Below are 22,915 nucleotides of genomic sequence, written 5' to 3' on the forward strand. Positions count from 1 at the left end.
CACCCATAGACGGTGGGCATTTCCACTAATCCCTTCTCAAACGCTCTGATAATGCGATCGGGGATTCAAATCGAAATACCACAATATACGAGGAAACAATCAAAGAAAGTATCGCGGTTGCCTGAATTATATGAGCTGATATCTCACCGATGAGATTCTGACTGCTGGCAAAAGCGGCAATAAGAATAGAGAACTCGCTGGTCTGACCTAATCGGAAACCTACCTCCCAGGCCGTAGAGCGTTTCTCACTCACTTTCCGTAGTAAGAAGCCAAAGATGACTGGTTTGATAATAATTACGACAACAGTCATGACCAATGCTGGAATCACAACCAGACTCAGCAGATCCAGATTGAAACTGGCTCCGATAGAGAAGAAAAACAGAACCAGGAAAAAATCTCTCAACGGCTTCAAGTTGATGGCAATGTATTGAGCGATTGGGCTGGTTGCAATACTGATTCCCGCAATGAAAGCACCTATCTCAAAAGACAGGTTAAGACTGTGAGCAAGCTCGGCAAACCCAAGGCACCACCCCAATGCAAGCAGGAAAAGGTATTCATGGAAACGGTCAAAACGGGCCATTAAGGGTAAAAGAAGGTATTTGACCATCACAATAGCCGTCACAATCAGGGCTGGCAATGCGATCAGAGCCATGATGAATTCGCTGTAGTTGGCACTGTGAGATGGATCAAGATTATAAAGCAGCAAAAGAGCAATAATAGCCATCAAGTCCTGCAGTAACAGCAGGCTGACCATAATTTCTCCCGTATGTTTGTGATGAAGCACTGTGGTTGGTAATAACTTGATACCAATGATGGTACTTGAAAACATCATGGTGGTACCAATAATAATGGACTCATTCTGCGGCAGGCCAAATGTGAGCCCAAGTCCATAGCCCGTTATTGCAAAGAGAAATGAGCTTAGTAGACCAACCGTTGCTGTTTTTCTGAGAAGATGGGCAAGGTGGCTGGGTTGCATATCCAGCCCGAGAAGAAACAGTAGAAAGATAATCCCAACATGGGCAATATCATTGAGCAGGTTGGTATCATTGACGACTTCTAAGCCAAATGGTCCCAATATTGCGCCAAGCGCAATATAGGCAACCAATAATGGCTGGCGAGTGAATAAAGCACCAGTGGCAAGTACCGCTGCCCCTGTGAAAATCAGAAAAAAAGAGAAGAGCAGGGAACCGCTTTCCATCATTCAGGCTCATTCTTGGATTATTTATGAAAGTATGTTGAGATCAATAGTATCAATACCTTCGGTACATGGCACACTTATTTCGACACAACAATAACCACTTCTATTTCAATCGGCGATATGCTAAAGACCATAAAATATACTTCGATCACGAATTTTCGACGGATGCACTTGTGACGGCGCTTTGATTAAACTGGAGGAAGTATTAAGTATGGACAGAAACAGGTTCCATGAAACCCATTGAGCAGTCTAAGCCGTTGTGTGGCCTTATTGATGGCGAAGTGTCAATCTCTTCCGTTTGGAAGAGATTGAGAGATGTCAGCGTTGGTGCCTGAGCCTGTAGACAGGTTCTGATGCATTCGCTGCAGTCTGATAGTCATGGCTGAAGGTGGATAGAGCATTCAGCGCATAGTCCGGATTCTGATCTTCTCTCAGCCTGAAGCTATTAAAGCCACAACGTTTCAGGTAATAGATCTGATCCACTAATATATCGCCAACAGCCCTGACATCACCCCGGTAATCAAAACGTTCACGAAGCAATCGTGCTATTGAATAGCCTCTGCCATCCATGAATTTCGGAAAATTGACTCCAATAACTTCAAACTGGCTAATTTTATCAACCAGATGCTCAGGCTCTTCATCACTGTCAAACCAGATACCAATCTGCCCGTTATGTTCACTATTGGCTTTGATTGCAGTGTCTATAGCGGTTATAGGCAGCATAAGGTCGCCCGCCGGCAAGCCCGCATCCACCTGATCTTGATTGAGGATCAGAAAGTTATCTTCGGTAATGCATTGATCTTTAAGCAGCTTTGGCATAAACCTTCTCCTTGAATGGCTGAATACCTATGCGATGGCAGGTATCAATAAAGCGTTCTTCAGGAGTCCGCTGCTCAATGTACGTCTTCAAAATCTTCTCAATGACTGACGGAACCTCATCCATTTTGAAAGAAGGCCCAAGAATCTTACCCAGGGAGGCATCATGACCTGAGGATCCACCAACCTGAACTTGATAATATTCCTCTCCCTTACGGTCAACACCAAGAATTCCAATATGACCAACATGGTGGTGACCACAAGCATTCATACATCCGGAAATATTCAGGTCCAATTCACCCACATCGTGCAGAAAGTCAATATCATCAAATTTGCGCTGTATATCTTCTGCCAGGGGAATTGAACGGGCATTTGCCAGAGCACAGAAGTCTCCTCCCGGGCAGCAGATCATATCGGTCAACAGACCCTGATTGGGTGTTGCAAGGTGAAGCACTTCCAGCTTCTCCCACAAAAGTTTAAGACGCTGTTGTGGGACATCAGCAAGAATAAGATTCTGCTCATGACTGACTCTGAGTTCACCAAAACTGAACTCATCTGCCAGATCTGCAATTGCTTCCAACTGTTCTGAACTGGCATCGCCAGGCGCGTCAGCGGTTGCCTTCAAGGTCAGAGTTACGGCGCTGTAACCCGGCTTTTTGTGTTGATGTACGTTACGTTTCAACCAGAGCTGAAAGCTAACGTTTCCTGACATGGCCAGATCATTAAAATCAAGGTAACTATTCAGCACCCTTCATATAAATCTGGAATTTTCTGATTTTTCGACCATCATCTTATACTCAATTTTTCTAACAAATCTCCAGTATGGAACCAGACTTCCCAGCTACTCCGTTTACCGAAGCTCTCCTTAAAGAGAATGAAGAGCTTCGGACCGAGAATGCGCTTTTACGGGAACGTTGCAGCGAACTGGAAGAAAGGGTTAATAAAAACAGTCAAAACAGTAGTAAGCCACCATCGTCAGATGGTTATCAAAAGCCCAGTAAAAAAGGGAGTGATAAAGGTGATACATCTTCCAAAGAAGCCCCCTGCTCCTCACAGGAAACACCGAACCCCAAAAGCCTTAGACCATCTTCAGGCAATAAACCAGGTGGCCAGAAAGGTCATCAAGGCTCTTGTTTGAGACGTGTCGCCTTACCCGATTATGTCAGGCATCTGAAGGTTGAAAAATGTTGCTGTTGCCAGTCTTCGCTTATCGATATTAAACCCACCAAATACATTGAGCGACAGGTTTTTGATCCAGGTAGACCCGGAGAATTTGAAGTTACCGCGTACTGGGCAGACGTTAAAGTATGTCCTTGTGGTAAACGGAACACCGCTGAGTTTCCCCAAGGAGTGAAAGCCGCTGCTCAATACGGAGAAGTGACTCAGGCAATGGCTGTTCATTTAAACCAGTATCACTTCATCCCATATCACCGGGTGTCTGAGTATTTCAATACTATTTATTGCATGAGTGTCAGCGCAGGCTCTGTTGCCAATTTTGTTGCCTATACCCATGAGAACCTGGCCTCTACTGAGCAGAGTATCCGCGATGCTTTACAAGAAAGTCCGGTTGCAGGAGCGGATGAAACTGGCATGCGGGTTGACGGTTCACTGTGGTGGTTACACATTATGCGAGATGACCAATGGACGCTTTACTACCTCTCAGAAAGGCGAGGTTGTGAAGCAATGGATGCAATGGGCATCCTGCTGACTTTTGCAGGCATTCTGGTTCACGATCATTGGAAGTCCTACTTTGCCTATGCGGCAGTGCATGTGCTTTGTAATGCCCATCATCTGAGAGAGCTTCAGGGAGTTGTCGATAGGGATGCGAATAAGCTGGCTCTGCGGCTGATGAAATTGCTTACGCTCTCCTGGCACTTCTGCAAGAAATACAAAGCAGCCGGTCTGACTCAAATGCCTGGTGCAATACAGCTTCGCATTGAGACGATATACGACCAAATCCTTCAAAGGGCTCTCACGAAGGAAACCGCTTATATGGAAAAACAACGACAGGTGCTTGGACGTAAGAAGGTCAGGAATACCAAGGCCTACAACCTGTTCAAAAGGCTTATTGAGTTTAAGGTTGAAACGTTGCGCTTCATGTCGGACTTTTCAATTCCCTTCGATAACAATGGCAGTGAACGTGATGCCAGGATGGCCAAACTTAAGCAGAAGATCTCAGGCTGCTTCAGAAGCGAAGACGGAGGTACCATGTTTACCCGAATCCGAAGCTATTTATCATCTGCTAAAAAGCAGGGGTTGAACATATTTCAGGCGCTTCTTAAAGCGGTTCGAAATTACAACAATACGCCTTTGCTGGGTGCTGAATAGTTACAAATCAAGATCAGTCAGATGTTGATAATCAGGTTCAGTAAAGAATGCTTGAACCCGATTGATTTCCTGCAGTGGAAGTTTCGCCTTTCCTTCCTTAAGATGATTCCATTCCTGCTCAACTTTCTCTGCAAACACATCCGCCGTCAGCGCTTTTAGCAGAATTTTGATTCTCGCTTTATATTTGTTATCCCGACGGCCATAGCGGTTATACACTCTCAAGACGGCATCGAGATAACTCAACAGATTTTCAGGCTCAAGCGAAGGCTTGATGACAGAGCCAACCATCGGGGTCCTTCCCAGACCTCCACCAGCAAGCACCTTAAACCTGACCTCATTTTGCTCATTAAGGAAAGCATGAATGCCGATATCGTGGACCTTTGTGGCCGCCCGGTCTTCCTCACTACCGCAAACCGCAATTTTAAATTTGCGGGGGAGGTAAGCAAATTCCGGGTGAAAGGTTGACCATTGACGAATAATCTCACACCAGGGACGTGGGTCGACAATTTCATCATGGGCGACACCAGCAAACTGATCAGTGGTGGTATTCCGAATGCAGTTACCACTGGTTTGTATGGCATGCATCTGGACAGAAGCCAGCTCTTCCAGAATAGCGGGGACATCTTCAAGGCGTGGCCAGTTTAATTGGAGGTTTTGTCGTGTGGTAAAATGGACATAGCCTTTGTCATAATCTCGAGCAATCTGAGCGAGCTTGCGCATTTGGACAGCGCTGACCATGCCGTAGGGAATCGCAATTCTCAGCATCGGAGCAAAGCGCTGAACATAAAGTCCGTTTTGAAGACGAAGAGGCAGGAACTCATCCTCTGGCAGCTCTCCTGCCAGGTAACGATGGGTTTGATCCCGAAACTGCTTCACTCTCTCATCGACTATACGCTGGTCGTAGTCATCGTATTTGTACATGAATTATTCGTCTGGTTAGCCACATCCTAGGGAACAGGTCTAAAGCCTGTGAGGCTAGAGCATACTGGTTTTTACTTATGCATAAAACTACTGTTTATTAATAAAAGTAGATGAAAAAGTAATATATATAAGAGGGATCATACGTTGATGGTTGCTCAATATTTCGCTAATTTGATGGTGGTTAATAAGAAATTGTTGTATTAAAGCGATCAGGAGAAGTGAAGAGATGAAAGACAACACGGTTGATGCGATAGCGGCAATAGCGTTGATTACTCTGGTGGTTGTAACGGCTGTCTATTGGGTCAGTACTCAATAGCACCTTATGACGTTTTAAGTACCAGGTTAACAATCAATATAAGAAAGGTAACGAACAAAAAAGTCCCAATAATTCCAGCGATAATGAAGTGCGCTGGTTTTCCCTGCTGAAAATCCCTTTCCTGGTTGGATTTTTTCTGTACTCCGAACGCCGCAGAAAGGGCGCTCAAGAACACAGACTTTAAACCAGTTCCCTTTCTCTCAGGCATTGACCAGATCTCATAATTTGCAAATAAGCCCTATTTTAAGATCTGGCAATTTGTAATAGCAAATCTTACCGCTAATGCACAAACTCAACTCTGACCTGATATTGGGTCTCTCCAGCCAGAAAATAGCCAACCCAGTCGTTTTTCCCTGCATCTGCCCAGGATACTAACCGATCGGCAAGCATTTGAGTGCCTCTCATGCCAAGATCCTTCACGTATGGAAGTACTATGTAGGCCATCAAACCGAGTACCAGGCCATTGGTGCTAGACTTAGCTGCTTTTTGCAAAGCTTCACTGAGACCATTAGTAACATTACTGTTCAAGTAGCCAGTGCTGTTGATCGCATAATAAGCCAGCCCTGTCAAAACTGACGCGGCGACAGCAGGAACAGCATACTGCTTAATATCATCTGGCAAAGGAATGAGCTGGTACCCAGAAGACGCTATGGCTTCAGCCCGCTCCCCAATGGAGGTTATCTGATGCTTCATTTCATCCTGAGCAAGTGGATCAGCTTTGCCATAAAGCCCTTTAGCTTGGTATGCCCTATAGGCTATTTCCAGAAGACCGACACCTGTCGACAGACCATAAGCTGAAGTAGCATCCCAGCCTCGTCCTTTGAAGAACAATAAATAACCATTGTGAATGGTATACTGAATGCTGGTTTTCAATCCTATATTAAAGTCGAAACCAATTTGTTCATTCCTGTCGCCGATGCCTAAATGCTTCTTTATTGCGTTAATCCCGACACCTGGCATGTCAGCTGCTAGGAAGTTAAAACCATACCCTAACATCAATTTTGAGATTCCTTCGAGAGCCTCGTCATTTAGAGTGGCAATCACTGACCAGTTACCAAAAATCTCCTGTAGTCTCCCCTGATGCTGCAGTGATTTAAGCGAATCAGCCACAACACTGGAAAGACAGTCCATAAAGCGATTGGGCGGCGTTGTCGCTAAATAGGTACGAAATACATCTGCATGAGAAGCGGTTTCGAATTTTCTAATTTCAGGCGCTTCGTGAGCTTGGAATGATGGAGAAGAGTCAGATCCCATGACAGTCTGTATTTCATGTTTTTTGAATACTTGCTCAGGATTTGAACCGTAATTTGTTAGCTGGTAAACCGTAAACCCTTCAACAAAATCCGCTGTGCATTGTGTCAAGAGGGCAGAGCTTTCAGCAAATACCTCGTTTTTAATGAGCTCTTTGAAAGAATGAATAACATCCAGCTCCAGCAGCAGATAGTTCCATCTGAAAAAACTTGTCCAAAAAGCGTGTGGAAACCAGAGTACATCGTTTGTGGCAAGCATCGGTACCAACTGTGGAAGAAATGCACCAATGGCGGCAACCTTTGAGAAATTTTCTTCTTTTTCCAGAATAACCCTTACCTTTTTTCCAACCATTTCTTCCGTAGTATTAAGTGTTAAAGCAATCGTTTCATTATTATTTAGCTTCCTTCGTTTTTTTCCTTCCATTACATGACGATTTTTATTGTGCCAGAGAATTTCATCACTCACTTCACCATCATCATGGAGGGATACACCGTCTTTGGAATAGAATTTTACAGGGACTTGTCCGTGAACATACTGACCAAGATTCTTGGTGTCGATTTCGATATTGACTGGCTCATTTTTCTCGATTAAAAGCTCGATGCTGTAACTTCCAGTTGGAGACACAGTCAGCGGTGAATATTCTTCTGAAAAAGCAAAGCCAGAAATAGTTGAAGCTACCAATAAAAGAGCAGCAATCAAATTAGGAAAATTGTTTCCTTTTTTTGATTTTGGAAACTTATGATTAATAAGTGAGTTCGCTGTTTCAATTAAGCAATCTGATCTTTTGTTTTTTATATAGGTAGAATGGAAAGCCATTACGTGAGCTCCTCATAAGCTTGGCAGTCCATCGCCATTACATGTGAACTGGCATATAACCAGTTAATTTTCCTGTTTTTTTTCAAAACACTTATATATTCTAAACACATTTAAAAAAAAAGTTATTATAATTAATTGAAGCAAATCAATGTTTCTTATTTCTTTTTAATTCCTATTATAAATATAAATATAAATATTTATTTATATTTATTGCTGCTCAGGCAAAATTCAGGTTATATAAACCAAGTCATTATCTTGTTTTTTAATCAATAACTATCGATACACGATATCGTATATCATCTGCTAACCAATATTTTGACCAGCTATTTGCACCAGAGTTCAAATAATCAAGAATGGGTTTTTGAATTTTGCTAAATGCCCAGGCACCGTAATCCTGAAGTGTGGGTGTAATAAAGTAAGTCAGCATGCCTATCATCAAACCATCATAAGCACCATTCAAGAGCGGTGATGCTTTGGATATGACTAAAATTGCCGCATTAAACAGTGCAGGTGCAGCAATGCCAATAGCAAGCAACTGTTCACCAGAGAGGGATGGTAGCCGAGACATCTTTGTCAGCGAGAGCGTCATGGCTTCAGCACGCTTCATTAAAGAGTTCATCTGATGTTTATGTTGTCTATCTTCTGGTGAGTACTGCTGATGAGATAATGTGTAAAGTCTCCAGAATATTTCAAGTACGCCGACACCTGTGGCCATTGGCACTGCATAAAATTCATCATAACCATATCCCTTCAATTGCCCTTTGAAAAAATCTTCATAGCCTGACTGAAGCGTATATTGAACCGCTTTGACCAAAGAGCGGTCGAGGTCCTTTTGTAAATCAGCACGTTGTTGTTCTGGGTGATTTTGTAATGCCTCTCTTATTTGCTTAAGAAAGTCACTAGCCTCAAAGGCAATTGTATTAAAAGTAAGTCCGACCATTACTTTTGACATGCCACGAATAGAGTCGGGGTTCATTTCCCTGAATTGCTTCCAGCCTGTATCTGGATCGGTCTGAAGCTCAAAAAGAATCTCTGCAACAGTACTTGAGGTACAATCAAGAAATTTCTTAATTGCCCTTGTCATCATAAAGTGACGAAATGTCTCTGTTTTGGTTTTAACAATTCCTTGACTCTGATCTAATACGCTTTTTTCTCCATAGTTGGCCATTTTAAATAACAGTAACCCTTCTATCGCATCAGCAGTACATTGAGAAAGAAATGGCTTCTTTTGACTAAAGGACTGAATGGATAACATATCTCTTACTAGCTTAATGATGTCACCCTCAAAGACTTTATAATTCCACTTATTTAAAGCATAAATGAAGTAGTAGTAGGTGCTGTTTGTCCTGCTCCAATCAACACCGCCAGGAATCAAAAAGGGTAACATTTGAGGAATGAAAGCCGCTATTGATCCTAATTTTGAAATGTCACGCTCTCTCTGAACCCGTATTTTTAATTGTTTGTTTGAAATATCTTCAGTGACTTCAAAATCAATGAGAATGATTGAGTCATTATGGACATCTAATAAAGGCTCACCACCGTCATAGAGCTGCTTTCTATGCCACTGCAGTGTTTTTTTTCCACCTTCAAACGTTGCCTGTTCAGGTTCAAGAATAAAGGTTATCGGTATATCACCCTGAAGTTCATGATCAAGCCCTTCAGTATCAATGCCAACAGTGATATTTGCCTGACCCGATGTATCAAGCTCCAACTCCGTTTCACTGGTTGCTGATAATGAATACGTTGTTTGATTATTCAGAGCAAAGAGCAGGGTTGAATGCAAAGAGAAAAAGAGATAAATGAGTAGCAGATATTTTTTTTTAACGTCAATTAAAGCACCTTTGTAGAATACATCAGGCATATCGAATATCCTGCTTTGAGGGCATTCCCTGCTATTTCCATGGAGGAGGTTCCTGATTGAATGAGAAACCAGGAACCATTAAATTAATTTGTAATTCCGTACTATTAGAGCGTTGAATCAGCCAAAAAGTTTCTCTATGTGAGAAATGTCACTATTGCTGCCGGTAAGCACCACGATATCACCTGTTTTTAGGATCATCCCAGGCTGAGGCTGTAAAACCATGTTGTCTCGTCTTACTTCAACAATCGACACATCTGCACCTTTAAAATCAATAGATTCAATGGGTTGCTGATTTGCCTGACTGTTTTTACTGATGGTTACTGCATGCCTGTAAGTTTTTTGTTCATTTTCCAGCAAAAAGTCGTTAATGCCGGGATAGAACCCGTTTAAAATTTCATAACCACGGGTTCTTGCTTCATGAACCCGCTGTCTGACGTGGGCAGGGTTCATGCCTAACATCAAAAGGGCGTGCTTAACAATAACCAGGCTTGACTCCAGTACTTCAGGAATAACAACGGTTGCACCTGCCTTTTTCAAATCTTCAGATTGACTGTCATCCCTGGTACGAACCAGCACAGGCACCTGAGGTGACTGCTGCCGAATGGCTTGCAAAATTTTCAGGGCATTTTCAGGGCGATCGATACAGATAACCACCTGACTTGCGCGCTCTAATCCGACCGCCATTAACAGTTCTAACTTCCTGCAGTCACCGAAGAAGACCGGGTCACCTGCAAGTCCCGCTTCGTGGACGTGCAAAGGGTCATCATCAATGGCTACAAAAGCCTTGTTTTCCTGAGTTAAGAAGCGGGCAATGGTCTGGCCCACACGACCGTAGCCACAGATCAGGGTGTGGTGATGTATATGGGCTGTTTGCTTACGGACTTCCTCTTCTTTAACACGATGAATGCTCTGTTCGGATTTATCAAACTTGACCAGTTTTACGATGGCATTGCTGTTTCTGATCAGAAGCGGAGCAATAATCATCGATAAAATAGTGACCGCAAGAACGACTGAGGTGAGGTTTCCACCACTTTCTCCGTATTGTGATGCCAGGGCAACCAGTGCAAAGCAAAACTCCCCGCCCTGTGCCAGTGAAAGACTGGTTCTCAGAGAGATATTTTTCGACTCCGCAAACGTTCTGGCCAGTGTGTAAATCACCAGGAACTTAAAGACAATTAATGCCACTGTGCCCAATAGAATTTCTTTCCAGAAAGCGACGAGAACATCCATATCCAGCATTAAGCCCACGGATACGAAAAACAGTCCAAGGAGCACATCCCGGAAAGGTTTGATGTCGGCTTCAACCTGATGCTTGTAGTGGCTTTCACCCATCATCATACCTGCAACAAAGCCGCCCAGTGCCATGGATAAGTCCATTGCATGAGAGAGCCAGGCAGCCATCAGGGCAATCACCAGCGCCATAAGAACGAACAGTTCTTCTGACCTGGCCTTGGCAACCTCGTGAAAAATAAGAGGTAAAACCCATTTGCCAATAGCCAGCATGATCACAACGAACACCACACCTTCGGCAAAAGCAAAACCAAGAGAAGAGGCAATTGAGTCACTGCCTCCCCCAATCAGGGCTGGAATCATAATCAGAAAGATAACGGCGGCAATATCCTGAAAAAGAAGGACACCAATTGCCAGCTGCCCCTGGCGGGAGCGTATTTCATTACTCTGGGTGAGTTCCTTGGACACAATCGCAGTGGAGGAGAGGGCAAGTGCTGACGCACAGACAAAGGATGTAAGTACTGCAAAATCAAAGGCGATCAGAACGCCAAAAATACCAACTCCTGTCAGGAGTACCTGTAGCCCCCCCAGGCCAAATACCTCTTTTTTCATGGCCATAATGGTTTTCATGGAGAACTCGAGGCCGAGTGTAAAGAGTAGGAAGACCACACCAATTTCAGCCAGCAGGGCAATATCAAAGTCCTGCTGTATCAGCCCTGAGGTTGTAGGCCCGAGAATGATGCCGACAAATAAATAACCAAGACTTTCAGGCAGTTGAAATCGCTTGAAAAAGGCAATAGTCACGGCTGACAGAGCCAGAATAAGCATGAGTTGATTGAAAAATGTAAAGTCCATGGGATCGCCAGCTGAATTTATTAGTGCCCAGTGAGAGTATAAGCAAAAACACTATGCTGTAGTTATATCTACATAATCTTTACTAACTCTATGGTTATATTATCGCTATCATAGACCCCCTTTTTAGGGGATAGTTTATGATTCAACTGACTTTATATACCACTTCCGGATGTCACCTGTGTGAAGAAGCTGAAGAAATGCTCAATTTTCTGCAAAATCAGCAGGTCTGTCGCTGGGTGGCTATAGAGATCAGTGAAGATGATCGTCTGGTTGAGCTTTATGGGGTACGGATTCCTGTCATAGCGACGGAAGAGGGCAGGGAGCTTGGGTGGCCATTTACGCTCGAGGCCTTGAATGACTGGCTGATCCAACCCGTTTCAGGATAGGATAGAAAGATCGACGGTTGTTAATTGGCAGGGATCGCATGATTAACTACGCTCTGGCTCAAAGACGAGCTCAAAGACAAGAGTCTCGTGATAGGATGACATCGTCTGAGCTTAATGACAGCAACTCTGGAAAGCACGTGTCTGAAGACAAAAACCGCCTCCTCAAACTGGCAACCTACGCTTCGGTTGCTACTGCAAGCATCCTGATTATCGCTAAGCTTATCGCTTGGTTCATGACCGGCTCCATGAGCCTGCTAGCTACTTTGCTGGATTCCACAATGGATATTCTGGCTTCCCTGATCACATTATTTGCCGTCAGGATTGCCATTGCGCCAGCGGATGAGGACCATCATTTTGGCCACGGGAAGGCTGAGCAGCTTGCCGTATTGGCTCAGTCTGCCTTTATTGGCGGTTCGGCCATTGTTCTGGTGCTGAACACGCTTGACCGGATAACGGGTGAAGATGTTGTGCTGGGTAATGAAAGCGCCGGTATCATGGTGATGATCTTTTCGATCATTACCACACTGATCCTGCTATCCATTCAGCGCTATGTCATTCGAAAAACCAACTCAGCAGCCATTAAATCAGACTCACTTCATTATCAGGTAGACCTTCTGACCAATATTGCGGTGCTGGCCGCATTGATTGGCGCCAGCTATGGCTATCAGCAGGTGGATAATATTCTTGCCCTGCTGATTGGCGGTTATATGTTGTTCAGTGTCAGGAGTCTTGCCTGGGAGGCGATTCAGCAACTGATGGATCAGGCTCTGCCCAAGGAAGATCTTCAGGAAATTGAGCGACGGGCCCTCTCCGTAGACGGTGTTCTGGGTATTCATGACGTAAAAACCCGGGTGTCAGGCTCAATTCCGTTTATTCAGATGCACCTGGACCTTGAACCCAATACGCCGCTGATCCATGCCCACGAGCTGGGGGTTCTGGCAAAGCGGGCAGTGCTTGAATACCTGCCCGAAGCGGACGTTATTGTCCATCTTGACCCTGAAGGTCATGATGACGAGCCGTGAGATTAAAGAATTCCAGTGATGTTTCCCTGGTTTGCCGGGCAACCTGTTCCAGGGATTGCCCGGTGTGAGTAGCAATCATCTGAACAACCTCATGCAGAAAGGCCGGTTCATTTCTCCGGTTTTTCGGCTTTTCCACCAACGATCTTGGCAGCAGCCATGGTGAATCAGTTTCCACCATCAATCGATTTGCAGGAATATCCTTCATCAGCGGATGGAGGTGGGTTCCCCGTCGTTCATCACAGATCCATCCGGTAATGCCAATATGGCAGTCCAGATCCAGGTATCGATACAGGGCTTTCTTATCCGCGGTGAAGCAGTGTACGACCAGTTTGTTGATCTGATCCCGATAGCTTCTGATGATTTCGGCAAAACGCTCTGACGCATCCCTTTCATGGCAGAACAGGGGTAATCCACTCTCAATAGCCAGCTCCAACTGACGCTCAAACACTTTCTCCTGAACCGGCCGGGGAGAAAAGTCACGGTTAAAATCCAGACCTGCCTCTCCAACAGCAACCACCTCTGGTTCATTGAACAAGGTCTTCAGCTCATTAAAGGCCTGGGCATTTGCATCTTTAGCCCCGTGAGGGTGGATACCCGCGGTACAAAAGCAGTGGCCAGCGTGGGTTCTTGCCAGACCCAACACCTCCTGAGACTCTGGCAGAGAAGTGCCAGTGAGGATCATGGTGGTAACACCGTGCTCAACCGCGCGACGGACCACCTCATCGCGATCCTTGTCAAAAGCCTTATCACTGAGGTTAACGCCTATATCAACCAGCTGCAGTGTCATTGAGAATCCTGTTATCACCAAAATAATTTGCAGGATATTTTGATTCCCATTGTTCTCATAAACAAGGGATAGCCGTATCCTTGGTGGTAATAATATTCTGGTCATATAAAGTACAGGAGCTGGCGATGATGGAAGTAACCGGGCTGACGGTCTATCCGATCAAATCAACCAGAGCAATCCCCCTTGAGCGTGCCCATGTAACCCTGAGAGGTTTTGAGCATGATCGTCGCTGGTTGCTGACAGATGAAAATGGAAAGTTCATTACTCAGCGGCAATATCCAGTCCTGGCCACTGTGGTCACCTCTATCGTTGATGGAGGGTTGCAGATCACACGACCAGAGGCTGAGAGTCTCCGTGTATCAACACCGTCAGCGGGAGCTTATTCTTCAACAGTCACCGTCTGGAAAGATGATTGTCATGCCCTTGATGCCGGGGATGATGCTGCTCAGTGGTTCAGTGATTTTCTGAATATGAAATGCAGACTGTTTTATCAGCCAGAACAGTCAATACGATCCACCGATGCCCGGTATTCAAAACCAGAAGATCACACCAGTTTTGCCGACGGTTTCCCATTTCTTCTGACGAATGAAGCGTCTTTAGCCGATTTGAATCAACGCCTGACCGAAACCGTGTCCATGTCACGCTTCCGACCCAATATCGTTGTCAGTGGTCAACAACCCTATGAAGAAGACACCTGGTCAGTGATCAAGGTCGGAGATATCACCTTTCGGGTAGCCAAACCCTGTTCCCGGTGTGTAATGACCACCGTCAACCCTGAAACCGGAGAGAAAGAGGGGAGGGAGCCACTGTTCACACTGGCTCAATATCGTCGAACAGAGATGGGCGTTATCTTTGGTCAGAATCTTATCCCGGATCAGGAAGGCATGATTCGAGTCGGAGATAAGGTGACAATTTTGGAATAAATGATTTTTCAATGATGCAGGCAATAGCAGAGACTATTGCCTGTGTTTGATGGTTTACTCAGCCATCTTTCGGTCCTGCCTGCGACCTGCAATGACCAGCAGGCACGGTGTCAGAACCAGGGTCAGCAGGGTGGCAAATGCCAGACCTCCGGCAATGGAGGTCGATAACTGATTCCACCACTGAGCGGTGGGACCACCAATCTCAAGCCGGTGGTTGAACAGATCAATATTGGTGGAGAGCACCATTGGCATCAGGCCCAGAATGGTGGTAATCGTCGTCAACATTACCGGTCGCAGACGCTGGGCACCGGTTCGAAGAATGGCTTCTTCGGCTTTCATTCCCTGTTTGCGCAACAGATTGTAGGTATCAATCAACACGATATTGTTGTTCACGACGATGCCTGCCAGAGAAATGACCCCGATACCACACATCACAATGCCAAAGGGTTTGCCGGCCACGAGTAGTCCAAGCAACACACCACCGGTAGAAAGGACAACAGCTGACATAATCAGGAACGCCTGGTAGAAACTGTTGAACTGAGTCACCAGGATCATGGCCATCACGAACAGGGCGATTGCGAATGCCTTAATCAGGAACTGACTGCTTTCCTGCTGGTCTTCATTCTGACCTTTGATGGTGAAACTGACTTCCTGAGGTACATCCAATGTATCAAGCTTTGCTTTTAACTCAGGCAGGAGGTCATTCAATAGGGCCCCTTCGGCCAGATTGGCACCGACGCTGACTGTTCGTTTACCGTCGAGGTGCTTGATGCTGTCAACCTTGGGGGCAATCTCACGTGTTGTGAAGTTGTTGATAGGTACCAGGCCCGACTGGGTCATCAATCGAAGTTGATCGATACTCTCAAGGTGACGGTCTGACTCAGGAAAACGAATACGAATATCCACTTCATCACTGCTGTCATCCGGACGATAACTGCCCACCGTTAAACCAGAAGTAACCAGACGGACAAGGCCGCCGGCACTGCTGACATCCGCACCATAACGGGCAGCTCCGGCACGGTCTACATCAATGCGCCATTCATAGCCGGGAGTAGGGCCGTCGTCTTCTAAATTGGTAAAGCCATCAATGCCCGCCAGAACGGTTCTGACTTTGCCAACCGTTTCGTGCAGCACATCAAGGTCATTGGCACTGATCACGAGTTCCAGGGGTTTCCCCTGGGGAGGGCCATCTTTTCTTCGCTCAACAGTGATGTCCAGTCCGGCAAAGTGTGAAAGCTTCTGATTAATCTCTTCTGCGACAAGGGCTGCTTTTCGGCGATATTTCCAGTCCACCATATTCAGACGAATGGTACCCACTTCCTGGTTGTCACCGGTGCGGGCATACAGCGTTTTTAATTCTGGTTGCCGGAGCAGAATTGTTTCTACCTTTCTAAGGATTTCATCTTTTTCATCAATGGACAGGTTGCTGGAATTTACCCGTACCTTAACCATGATGTTATTGGTATCGACATCTGGGAAGAACTCAAAGCCTTTACCAAAGCTAATGAAGGCAAAATAAATGACTGCCACCATAGCCATACCCGAGAACAGAATTTTTAAAGGGTGCTGAATCGCCTTGGACAGTGTGCGGATATATACACCCGCCCAACCGGGAACATTCTGCAAATCTCCTGTTTCCGCTTCGGTGATCGATCGCTTTTCAAGCTCGCTGAGCTTTCTGGGCTTGCCAATAAGAGAGCCGATGGTCGGTATAAAAATCAGTGCCATCACCAGAGATGCGGAGAGGGTCGCAATCAGGGTTAATGGCAGGTAGGTCATCATCTCACCCATAATGCCAGGCCAGAACATCAGCGGGAAAAAGGCGGCTAGAGTCGTTGCTGTCGATGCAATGATTGGCCACGCCATTCGTAATGAGGCTTCCTGATACGCCTGTTTGCGGGCAACGCCTTCACTCATTTTCCGGTCGGCATATTCGGTAACCACAATAGCGCCATCAACCAGCATGCCCACAGCCATCATCAGTGAGATAAGAACCACCATATTGATGGTTAAACCCATCATGGCAATGATCAGAATACCGGTAAGAAAAGAGCCTGGAATGGCAATGGCTGCCAATACGGCGCTGCGAAAGCCCAATGCCCCGACAATAACCGTAACCACCAGAATAATGGCCGCCAGAACACTGTTCTGCAGGTCGTTGACCATATCCACCACATCAACCGACTGATCACCTACGTAGTCAACATTCAGGGTTTTAGGTGAAAGCTTCTGGCCTTCAGCAATAATGGCTTTGGCCAGTCCCACCGTTTCAATGATGTTTTCACCGGGGCGCTTTTTGATTTCCAGGGCGATACTGTTCTTTCCGTTCATTCTGGCGTAACCGCCACCATCCTTAAACGTACTGAGAACGCTGGCAATATCACCGAAGGTAATGACCCGGTCACCGTCGGCTTTGACGGGCTGAGAGAGAATATCTGCCGCTGTTTTATAGACAGCGGGGACTTTGACTGAAAATCGCCCCTTACCGTTGTCCAGGTTGCCGGCCGCAACCAGCTGGTTGTTCTGGGAGACCAGGTTAATAACATCAGCAGGAACCAGCCCATAACTTTCCAGCTTGAGTGGATCGATGATAACGTCAACAACTTCTTCCCGGTCTCCTGCGATATCCACCTCCAGAATCTGCTTTCTGGATTCCAGCTCATCTCTGAGCTCACGGGCTATTTTGACCAGCGCACGTTCGGGTAAGTTGCCGGAAAGTACGGCCGTAATCACCGGTTCCATACTGGCAAAGGAGATCTGGTTGATAATAGGCTCATCCGTATCCTGAGGCAGTTTGCTCTTGGCCAGATTCACCTTGTCCCTGACGTCTGCGAGAACCTCATCCGTATCCAGACCAGCAATAAACTCCAGGGTAATGGAAGCATGAGACTGGGATGCGGTTGCCTTAAGTTCCTTAACACCTTCAATAGCCCTGAGTTCATTCTCCAGGGGGAGTACCAGCAACCGTTCGGCATCTTCCGGTGAAATACCTTCGTGTGATACGGAAATATAAATGACCGGAATCGTAATATCGGGGCTCGATTCTTTGGGAATAGTAAGATAGCTGGCAAGGCCGGTAACCAGGATTAACGCCAGCAGCATCATAACAGTACGGGTTCGCATCAGTGATGCAGCAATCAGACTTCGCATTGGTCATTACTCCCCGGCAACCAGAGACACATCAGGGTTGATAACATCAACCTGATCACCGGATCGAACAAAGCCCTGACCCCGGGTGATGACTCTGGCCTGTTCGGGAATTCCAGTGACCCAGAGACGATTGCTTTCAGACTTGACCACGTCCACAGGGGTGAATTGGACCCGATTGCCGGTAGTTACCCATTTGATACCGGGTTCTCCATCTTCACTCAACGCGAGCCATGCTGGGCTGATTTCAAGCGCCAGTACTTCTTCCATCAGCAGGTCGGCTTCAACGCTGAGGCCTGCGGGAATTTTCATATCGGGATTTGGATTGTTAACTCGACAGAAAATGTCCGGGTCGATGCATTCGCCTGTCGATCAATAAAACGAATAGTCGCTTCGCTGGTTGCTCCACCAAGAAATCGGACAACCGCTTTCTGGCCAGACTTAAAGTAATTAATGTGATTCTGGGGAACATCGACATGGACCACCAGAGGGTCAAGGTCGAGAATTTCAGCGACCGGCTTGCCTTTATCAATAAAGTCACCGACTTCCACGTGGCGCTTATTCAGAATGCCGGAAACGGGCGCCTTAATCAGCGTATTTTCCCATTGAGTCTGGAGCTGTTCTTTTTGCGACAGCGCCTCAGCCAGGGAGGCTTCAAGTTGAGTGATCTGATTATCGGCAATGTGTTTTTTCTTTTGTAGAGAAAGGGCTGACTGGTAATCCTGCTCAGCCTGTCTTACGCGAGCTTCAGCCGATTTCAATTGAGCTTTCAGGCTGCCTTCACGCAGGCGGATCATTTCATCTCCAGCAGCCATCAGCTGCCCGCGTTCAGCACTGATAGTAATAACTCGGGCTGCCAGTTCAGCACTGACCGTGACGGTTCGATCAGTTTCCGTTGTACCATAGAGTGTCAGTGTACGTTTTACCGGTACTTGCTCAAAGTGAGAAGCCTGAACGACGGGAATCACCGTATTCTCATGGCTATCCTGGGCAGGAGGGGTAACTTTTTCAGTATCGTTGATATTAACGACATCAGCGGTCAACAGGTAGATACCAATGCCAGCCGCAATAACACCGGCGGCTAACCATGAGCCGTTCACATTGACTAACTTTTGCACTCTTGTATTACCCCAGTATCACATTCTTATTCTGAGTTGGCAGTCATTGCCCTGACGTGTGTTCGTTTTTTAGCGTCTACCCGGCGAGTTACTGAAGCATTTATAGAAAAAATACAACGCCGGACGCGTACTTATGTCCTTAAGGTCTGCAATTCTCGCAATATCTCATTAGAAATGCGACCAGTTTCTTATAGTTCAATAAGACGATGGGGGAGGGCGAGAGAATACCAGGAGTCCAGTTATAAGAACTCCTGGCTGATGATTTGAGAAAATATTGCGATTTTTTTATCTCACAGCATGTGCTCGCTTATTTTCCCTGACAATAACCGGTGGAAGAATTTCTGCAATTGAATACTCATAAACTGAAGTAGGCACATGGTGGTAACCAAAACTGGCTACCGTTAAAAATGCCTGTACGCTATTTAGAACCCATCTTTCACGTTCAGTTGCCCATTCATAAAAAGTATGACCTAAATGCATAATGCCAAAGACATCACCCGCTAAACCATGGTTGTGATCATGGTAGTGTTTCTGTGTACCACTGATAAATTCACCAACGCCATGTGCATGGTCAATAACCTCGGCAGAGTGGAATAAGAAGCTGACAGTACTCTTCAGTTGACTCTTAAAATTAGAAGGTCCGGCTGGAGGCGTATGATGATGACCATCTATAGGTATACCTATGTGATGCGCAGCGCCTAGTACGTGCAAGACAAGACCGAAAAGATCACCATAACCGATAGCTGATTTAAACGCTGATCCTCTGTAAAGCTTCCAACGGTCAAGTACATGAACAGAGGTCGGGACATTCTCACTGTCAAATACAATCACCATAGAGTAGCTATCACCTATATCGAGAATCAGGAACTCTTCATGAAGCGCGGAAAGTGCCGCACGTAAATAATTTGTTTCTGCTGATTGAATATCATGTTTCTCCGGTTGAAATAAATGCAGCACTTCTGAATTCTTTGTTTTTCCTATTAGATAGTCAGAAACTTCAGCCCTGTCATTCAGCTCTTTATAAGCTGCAACAACCAGCGAGGGGTGTAGCTGGGTGATGATTGCTCTGGTTAGGGGGTTATCTTTATTCCCAAGCTGAAGCTCTTCAAAATCAATACTGAGCGGAATTTTCGTTTTTTGATCATCTTTATGAACGGTTATGAAGCCTAAATCAGTACTGCTTTCTGAAGTATGATGGAAATCTCCTTGAAATTTCAAAACGTTAATTGGGAGTATTGCCCCCTTATTTTGATCATCAGCATTCTGCAGTGGTTCAAACCTATAATGACATACACTATCAACGTCTGAGCACTCTGCTGATATTGAACCTTTAAATAACTCTTTTTCAAGATAACTTAATGAAATATCTGTAGATTTTACTAAACTATCCGGTGCAGCTAACACAACCCCTGGAAAAAAGATTGAAAAGGCTAAAGCAAAGCATTTGCTTTTTTGAAAAGCGGTCATACTTATTTCCCAATCATTTGTTATTGATTGGCCTTAGAATAGACCGCCTTTCAAATGTTACAAATGCGAATGATTATCAAATAATAAATTATAATTTATATGTCCATTAAAACTCGGCAATAACCGGAGCATGATCAGAGGGTTTCTCCATTGCTCTGATATCATAATCAATAATGACAGATTGGCATTCTTTCATTAATGAAGCCGTTGCTAAAAAACCATCTATCCTCAACCCCCTTTTTGGTTCACTCTCAAATCCACGGCTGCGATAGTCAAACCAGCTGAAGCGTTGGCTCTCATCAGGATATAGTTTTCTAAAACAATCGGTTAGTCCCCAGCCAAGAAGTCGGTCAAACCATTCCCGCTCCTCAGGTAGAAAGCTGCATTTTCCTGTTCTCAGCCAACGCTTGGCATTGTCAGGCCCAATGCCAATATCCTTGTCTGTATGAGAGATATTGAAATCTCCAATTACCAAAACATTGGAAGACGGCTGGCATTTGGCCCGCAGGTAGTCTTGTAAATCATTGTAAAATTTTTCTTTGCCAGAAAACTTGATTTCATGACTTCGGTTTTCTCCCTGAGGAAAATAGCCATTTACCACTCTCAAAGATTGTCCATTAATATCATAATCACCGATAATCATTCGTCTCTGAGAATCAGGATGATCTGTCGGGAATCCTCTCTGGATACTTAATGGTGGCGTTTTGCTGAGTAGGGCAACACCATAATGGGTTTTCTGGCCGTGAAAGCATACTTGGTAACCCATTTCATTTAATGAACCAACCGGGAAGTCTTCATCAGAAACCTTCGTTTCCTGTAGTCCGATAATATCTGGGCTATGGTTATCAATGACTTGGGCAAGCTGATGAAGTCTGGATCTCAGACCATTAACATTAAAACTTACTATTTTCATGTATTCATCACTCTAACCAAACTCTGATTCTGCCATTGTATTTATTCCTCCTTGGGAAGAACAGTGGCACATATTATTTAACATAATATATATTATGCGAAATAGGCAGGAATCCTAATCATAAAGATGTAATTGATAGGATTCATCTATGACCCTCCAAATACATATCAATTCCATTTTGTCAAATAATCCCCGTTGCCGGGAACCTGAGTTTATTTATCAGGAATGCGGTTTTTATAACTATAAATAAGGCAATGGAGTTATTTGTAATGCCTAAAAAGTCTAAAAAACCTGCCAACCACGCCACAAACACTTCCATTTATAAAACTGCCTGCAAACGTAATAGCGTCTGTATCAGCGTCACTACCCGCTACGGGACACGCTCTGGATGTTGCACCATCAAGGAAGCCGCCAGACTCTGCTTGCGCTCTGAGGCCACTATCCGCCGCTGGCTACGAAACCAAACCATTTCCGATCAAGCATCAGCTCAACTACTAGCCATTTACGTTGCTGGCGTTATGCCTTGGCATGCCTTTGAAGGATTCAGCATTAATGATGAAGGCAAGCTTATCGACACCATAGGCCGCAGCCATACCGCTTCAGAAATACAAGAACGCGGGCATTATTGGAGCGAAAACAAACGTCTTAGAGCAATTATCGACAACTTAAAGGTACAAATTGCACAAAGGAATCAGGAATCCAAGGAAAGGCCAGTTCGCATTAAACCAACCTTAAGACTGGTGAAATAAACCAAAGCCCGTGTTCTTGTTGAATACGGGCTTCTATATAAAAAATCAATCATAAAAAAAGCCCCGACTAGCGGGACCCTGAATCCTTATTGTTGTTATTATCTGGAAAGGCTATCCTTAGCCAGCAGCTCCTTTCCTTATTATTATTTTTCTTCCGTGGTAGGCCGATCCTTGGCCTGCTGCGTTTCTTATTATTGTTATTTCCTTCAGGCTATCCTTAGCCTTTGCCCCTGTTGTTATTATTAGTTCCCTGAGGCTGTCCGTAGCCGGTGTCCCTGTTGTTATTATCCCTTCCTTGGGTGGCCATCCTTGGCCGGTGTATCCTTTTGCATCCTTGCACCTGTACATAACCACTTTACGTGCCAACTTTGGTCATTTTCAGTCGTACCAAGGGATTGCGCCTAACTGGGTGATTTACAAACACTTTATATATGAGTAATGGTTACTTGCAGATGTCACTAAAAGAAACAGAAGTAATAAAAAAGCCTGCGCGAACACAGGCTTAGGGATTATTTTTTGTTTTTGGCTTTAACTATCCGCCCTCCCTTGATGTATTTAAAGCCTTTTTTCAGTTTTCCCTTACCCTTAGTGCCGGTCTTTTTCGAGACGCTTTTGCGAGCCATGGTCAGTCCTCCCGTTGCTCCAGTTGGTTAATGCGGTATTCCGTTATTCCCCGCCATGCATTCAGGTCACTGAGTTTCTGGTTAATGGCGTCACTCTTGTTCAGGTTCAGCCCGCTACCCCCCAGTAACAGAATCATCAGTACGTACATCGGGCCTTGGTTTTTCCCCTGCTCCATAAGCCACCCCAT

19 protein-coding genes and 2 pseudogenes are annotated in these 22,915 nt (G+C 45.3%); 5 read left to right on the plus strand and 16 right to left on the minus strand.

All coding sequences use genetic code 11. The annotated features are described in order from the left end of the window. Window positions 1-25: 25 nt before the first annotated feature. From ACOCLE_RS07380 to ACOCLE_RS07390, 3 genes and pseudogenes are all read right to left on the minus strand, one after another. Window positions 26-1,198 carry a cation:proton antiporter gene (locus ACOCLE_RS07380; RefSeq protein ID WP_419537173.1) on the minus strand — a complete coding sequence of 391 codons (1,173 nt, stop codon included), beginning with the start codon at window positions 1,196-1,198 and terminating at the stop codon, window positions 26-28. 318 nt (window positions 1,199-1,516) lie between these two features. Beyond that, window positions 1,517-2,017, minus strand: coding sequence for a DUF934 domain-containing protein (locus ACOCLE_RS07385; RefSeq protein ID WP_419536159.1), 501 nt, complete (start codon window positions 2,015-2,017; stop codon window positions 1,517-1,519). Beyond that, window positions 2,001-2,726, minus strand: a pseudogene (locus ACOCLE_RS07390) (nitrite/sulfite reductase); the annotation flags it as partial. The gene ACOCLE_RS07385 and the pseudogene ACOCLE_RS07390, both read right to left, overlap by 17 nt. A 110-nt stretch (window positions 2,727-2,836) precedes the next feature. Between ACOCLE_RS07390 and tnpC the strand changes: the two are divergent. Beyond that, the gene (gene tnpC, locus ACOCLE_RS07395; protein WP_419532963.1) at window positions 2,837-4,342 is read left to right on the plus strand and encodes an IS66 family transposase; all 1,506 of its coding nucleotides are present in this window, start codon (window positions 2,837-2,839) and stop codon (window positions 4,340-4,342) included. A gap of 12 nt (window positions 4,343-4,354) precedes the next feature. On the opposite strand, the pseudogene ACOCLE_RS07400 reads toward tnpC, so the two are convergent. From ACOCLE_RS07400 to ACOCLE_RS07420, 5 genes and pseudogenes are all read right to left on the minus strand, one after another. Then, a pseudogene (locus ACOCLE_RS07400) lies at window positions 4,355-5,263 on the minus strand (nitrite/sulfite reductase); the annotation flags it as partial. Window positions 5,264-5,583: 320 nt separating this feature from the next. Beyond that, window positions 5,584-5,787, minus strand: coding sequence for a DUF2970 domain-containing protein (locus ACOCLE_RS07405; RefSeq protein WP_419536160.1), 204 nt, complete (start codon window positions 5,785-5,787; stop codon window positions 5,584-5,586). A 71-nt stretch (window positions 5,788-5,858) separates the two neighbouring features. Then, window positions 5,859-7,646, minus strand: a complete 1,788-nt coding sequence (locus tag ACOCLE_RS07410; protein WP_419536161.1) for a hypothetical protein — start codon at window positions 7,644-7,646, stop codon at window positions 5,859-5,861. A 262-nt stretch (window positions 7,647-7,908) separates the two neighbouring features. After that, window positions 7,909-9,507: a hypothetical protein gene (locus ACOCLE_RS07415; protein ID WP_419536162.1), complete on the minus strand. Its 1,599-nt coding sequence runs from the start codon at window positions 9,505-9,507 to the stop codon at window positions 7,909-7,911. A gap of 117 nt (window positions 9,508-9,624) precedes the next feature. Continuing rightward, complete coding sequence (locus ACOCLE_RS07420) at window positions 9,625-11,592, minus strand: cation:proton antiporter (protein ID WP_419536163.1); 1,968 nt, start codon at window positions 11,590-11,592, stop codon at window positions 9,625-9,627. Between the two features lie 137 nt (window positions 11,593-11,729). Here ACOCLE_RS07420 and ACOCLE_RS07425 point away from each other — a divergent pair, with 137 nt between their 5' ends. Both ACOCLE_RS07425 and ACOCLE_RS07430 read left to right on the plus strand, forming a co-directional pair. After that, window positions 11,730-11,978: a glutaredoxin family protein gene (locus ACOCLE_RS07425; RefSeq protein ID WP_419536164.1), complete on the plus strand. Its 249-nt coding sequence runs from the start codon at window positions 11,730-11,732 to the stop codon at window positions 11,976-11,978. 137 nt (window positions 11,979-12,115) lie between these two features. Then, entirely contained in the window at window positions 12,116-13,000 is an 885-nt protein-coding gene (locus tag ACOCLE_RS07430; RefSeq protein WP_419536165.1) for a cation diffusion facilitator family transporter, read from the plus strand. Here ACOCLE_RS07430 and ACOCLE_RS07435 read toward each other — a convergent pair. Then, on the minus strand, window positions 12,957-13,787 hold the full coding sequence (locus tag ACOCLE_RS07435; RefSeq protein ID WP_419536166.1) for a TatD family hydrolase: 831 nt from the start codon (window positions 13,785-13,787) through the stop codon (window positions 12,957-12,959). The genes ACOCLE_RS07430 and ACOCLE_RS07435 overlap by 44 nt on opposite strands. 125 nt (window positions 13,788-13,912) lie before the next feature. On the opposite strand from ACOCLE_RS07435, the gene ACOCLE_RS07440 reads away from it, so the two are divergent. Further along, the gene (locus tag ACOCLE_RS07440) at window positions 13,913-14,710 is read left to right on the plus strand and encodes an MOSC domain-containing protein (protein ID WP_419536167.1); all 798 of its coding nucleotides are present in this window, start codon (window positions 13,913-13,915) and stop codon (window positions 14,708-14,710) included. Between the two features lie 54 nt (window positions 14,711-14,764). Here ACOCLE_RS07440 and ACOCLE_RS07445 read toward each other — a convergent pair whose 3' ends face one another. From ACOCLE_RS07445 to xthA, 5 genes are all read right to left on the minus strand, one after another. Next, window positions 14,765-17,860: an efflux RND transporter permease subunit gene (locus tag ACOCLE_RS07445; RefSeq protein ID WP_419536168.1), complete on the minus strand. Its 3,096-nt coding sequence runs from the start codon at window positions 17,858-17,860 to the stop codon at window positions 14,765-14,767. A 6-nt stretch (window positions 17,861-17,866) separates the two neighbouring features. Then, complete coding sequence (locus tag ACOCLE_RS07450) at window positions 17,867-18,169, minus strand: hypothetical protein (protein ID WP_419536169.1); 303 nt, start codon at window positions 18,167-18,169, stop codon at window positions 17,867-17,869. After that, the gene (locus tag ACOCLE_RS07455; protein WP_419536170.1) at window positions 18,166-18,957 is read right to left on the minus strand and encodes an efflux RND transporter periplasmic adaptor subunit; all 792 of its coding nucleotides are present in this window, start codon (window positions 18,955-18,957) and stop codon (window positions 18,166-18,168) included. Before ACOCLE_RS07455 ends, ACOCLE_RS07450 begins: the two co-directional genes overlap by 4 nt. A gap of 303 nt (window positions 18,958-19,260) precedes the next feature. Further along, complete coding sequence (locus tag ACOCLE_RS07460) at window positions 19,261-20,442, minus strand: hypothetical protein (RefSeq protein WP_419536171.1); 1,182 nt, start codon at window positions 20,440-20,442, stop codon at window positions 19,261-19,263. 106 nt (window positions 20,443-20,548) lie between these two features. Next, window positions 20,549-21,355 carry an exodeoxyribonuclease III gene (xthA, locus tag ACOCLE_RS07465; protein ID WP_419536172.1) on the minus strand — a complete coding sequence of 269 codons (807 nt, stop codon included), beginning with the start codon at window positions 21,353-21,355 and terminating at the stop codon, window positions 20,549-20,551. A gap of 269 nt (window positions 21,356-21,624) precedes the next feature. On the opposite strand from xthA, the gene ACOCLE_RS07470 reads away from it, so the two are divergent. Further along, window positions 21,625-22,104 (plus strand): hypothetical protein, encoded by a 480-nt coding sequence (locus ACOCLE_RS07470; protein ID WP_419536173.1) that lies wholly within the window; start codon window positions 21,625-21,627, stop codon window positions 22,102-22,104. A gap of 117 nt (window positions 22,105-22,221) precedes the next feature. Here the strand turns inward: ACOCLE_RS07470 and ACOCLE_RS07475 are convergent, their stop codons facing one another. Then, complete coding sequence (locus ACOCLE_RS07475) at window positions 22,222-22,470, minus strand: hypothetical protein (RefSeq protein ID WP_419536174.1); 249 nt, start codon at window positions 22,468-22,470, stop codon at window positions 22,222-22,224. 259 nt (window positions 22,471-22,729) lie between these two features. Continuing rightward, complete coding sequence (locus ACOCLE_RS07480) at window positions 22,730-22,915, minus strand: hypothetical protein (RefSeq protein ID WP_419536175.1); 186 nt, start codon at window positions 22,913-22,915, stop codon at window positions 22,730-22,732.

The sequence above is a fragment of the Endozoicomonas sp. genome (assembly GCF_965196975.1).
Taxonomy (GTDB): domain Bacteria; phylum Pseudomonadota; class Gammaproteobacteria; order Pseudomonadales; family Endozoicomonadaceae; genus Endozoicomonas.

Bases quoted from the DNA above. Each gene is read 5' to 3' on its own strand.
- ACOCLE_RS07380 (WP_419537173.1), bottom strand. From the start codon at position 1,198: ATGGAAAGCGGTTCCCTGCTCTTCTCTTTTTTTCTGATTTTCACAGGG.
- ACOCLE_RS07385 (WP_419536159.1), bottom strand. From the start codon at position 2,017: ATGCCAAAGCTGCTTAAAGATCAATGCATTACCGAAGATAACTTTCTG.
- tnpC (WP_419532963.1), top strand. From the start codon at position 2,837: ATGGAACCAGACTTCCCAGCTACTCCGTTTACCGAAGCTCTCCTTAAA.
- ACOCLE_RS07405 (WP_419536160.1), bottom strand. From the start codon at position 5,787: ATGCCTGAGAGAAAGGGAACTGGTTTAAAGTCTGTGTTCTTGAGCGCC.
- ACOCLE_RS07410 (WP_419536161.1), bottom strand. From the start codon at position 7,646: ATGGCTTTCCATTCTACCTATATAAAAAACAAAAGATCAGATTGCTTA.
- ACOCLE_RS07415 (WP_419536162.1), bottom strand. From the start codon at position 9,507: ATGCCTGATGTATTCTACAAAGGTGCTTTAATTGACGTTAAAAAAAAA.
- ACOCLE_RS07420 (WP_419536163.1), bottom strand. From the start codon at position 11,592: ATGGACTTTACATTTTTCAATCAACTCATGCTTATTCTGGCTCTGTCA.
- ACOCLE_RS07425 (WP_419536164.1), top strand. From the start codon at position 11,730: ATGATTCAACTGACTTTATATACCACTTCCGGATGTCACCTGTGTGAA.
- ACOCLE_RS07435 (WP_419536166.1), bottom strand. From the start codon at position 13,787: ATGACACTGCAGCTGGTTGATATAGGCGTTAACCTCAGTGATAAGGCT.
- ACOCLE_RS07440 (WP_419536167.1), top strand. From the start codon at position 13,913: ATGATGGAAGTAACCGGGCTGACGGTCTATCCGATCAAATCAACCAGA.
- ACOCLE_RS07445 (WP_419536168.1), bottom strand. From the start codon at position 17,860: ATGCGAAGTCTGATTGCTGCATCACTGATGCGAACCCGTACTGTTATG.
- ACOCLE_RS07450 (WP_419536169.1), bottom strand. From the start codon at position 18,169: ATGAAAATTCCCGCAGGCCTCAGCGTTGAAGCCGACCTGCTGATGGAA.
- ACOCLE_RS07460 (WP_419536171.1), bottom strand. From the start codon at position 20,442: ATGACCGCTTTTCAAAAAAGCAAATGCTTTGCTTTAGCCTTTTCAATC.
- xthA (WP_419536172.1), bottom strand. From the start codon at position 21,355: ATGAAAATAGTAAGTTTTAATGTTAATGGTCTGAGATCCAGACTTCAT.
- ACOCLE_RS07470 (WP_419536173.1), top strand. From the start codon at position 21,625: ATGCCTAAAAAGTCTAAAAAACCTGCCAACCACGCCACAAACACTTCC.
- ACOCLE_RS07480 (WP_419536175.1), bottom strand. From the start codon at position 22,915: ATGGGGTGGCTTATGGAGCAGGGGAAAAACCAAGGCCCGATGTACGTA.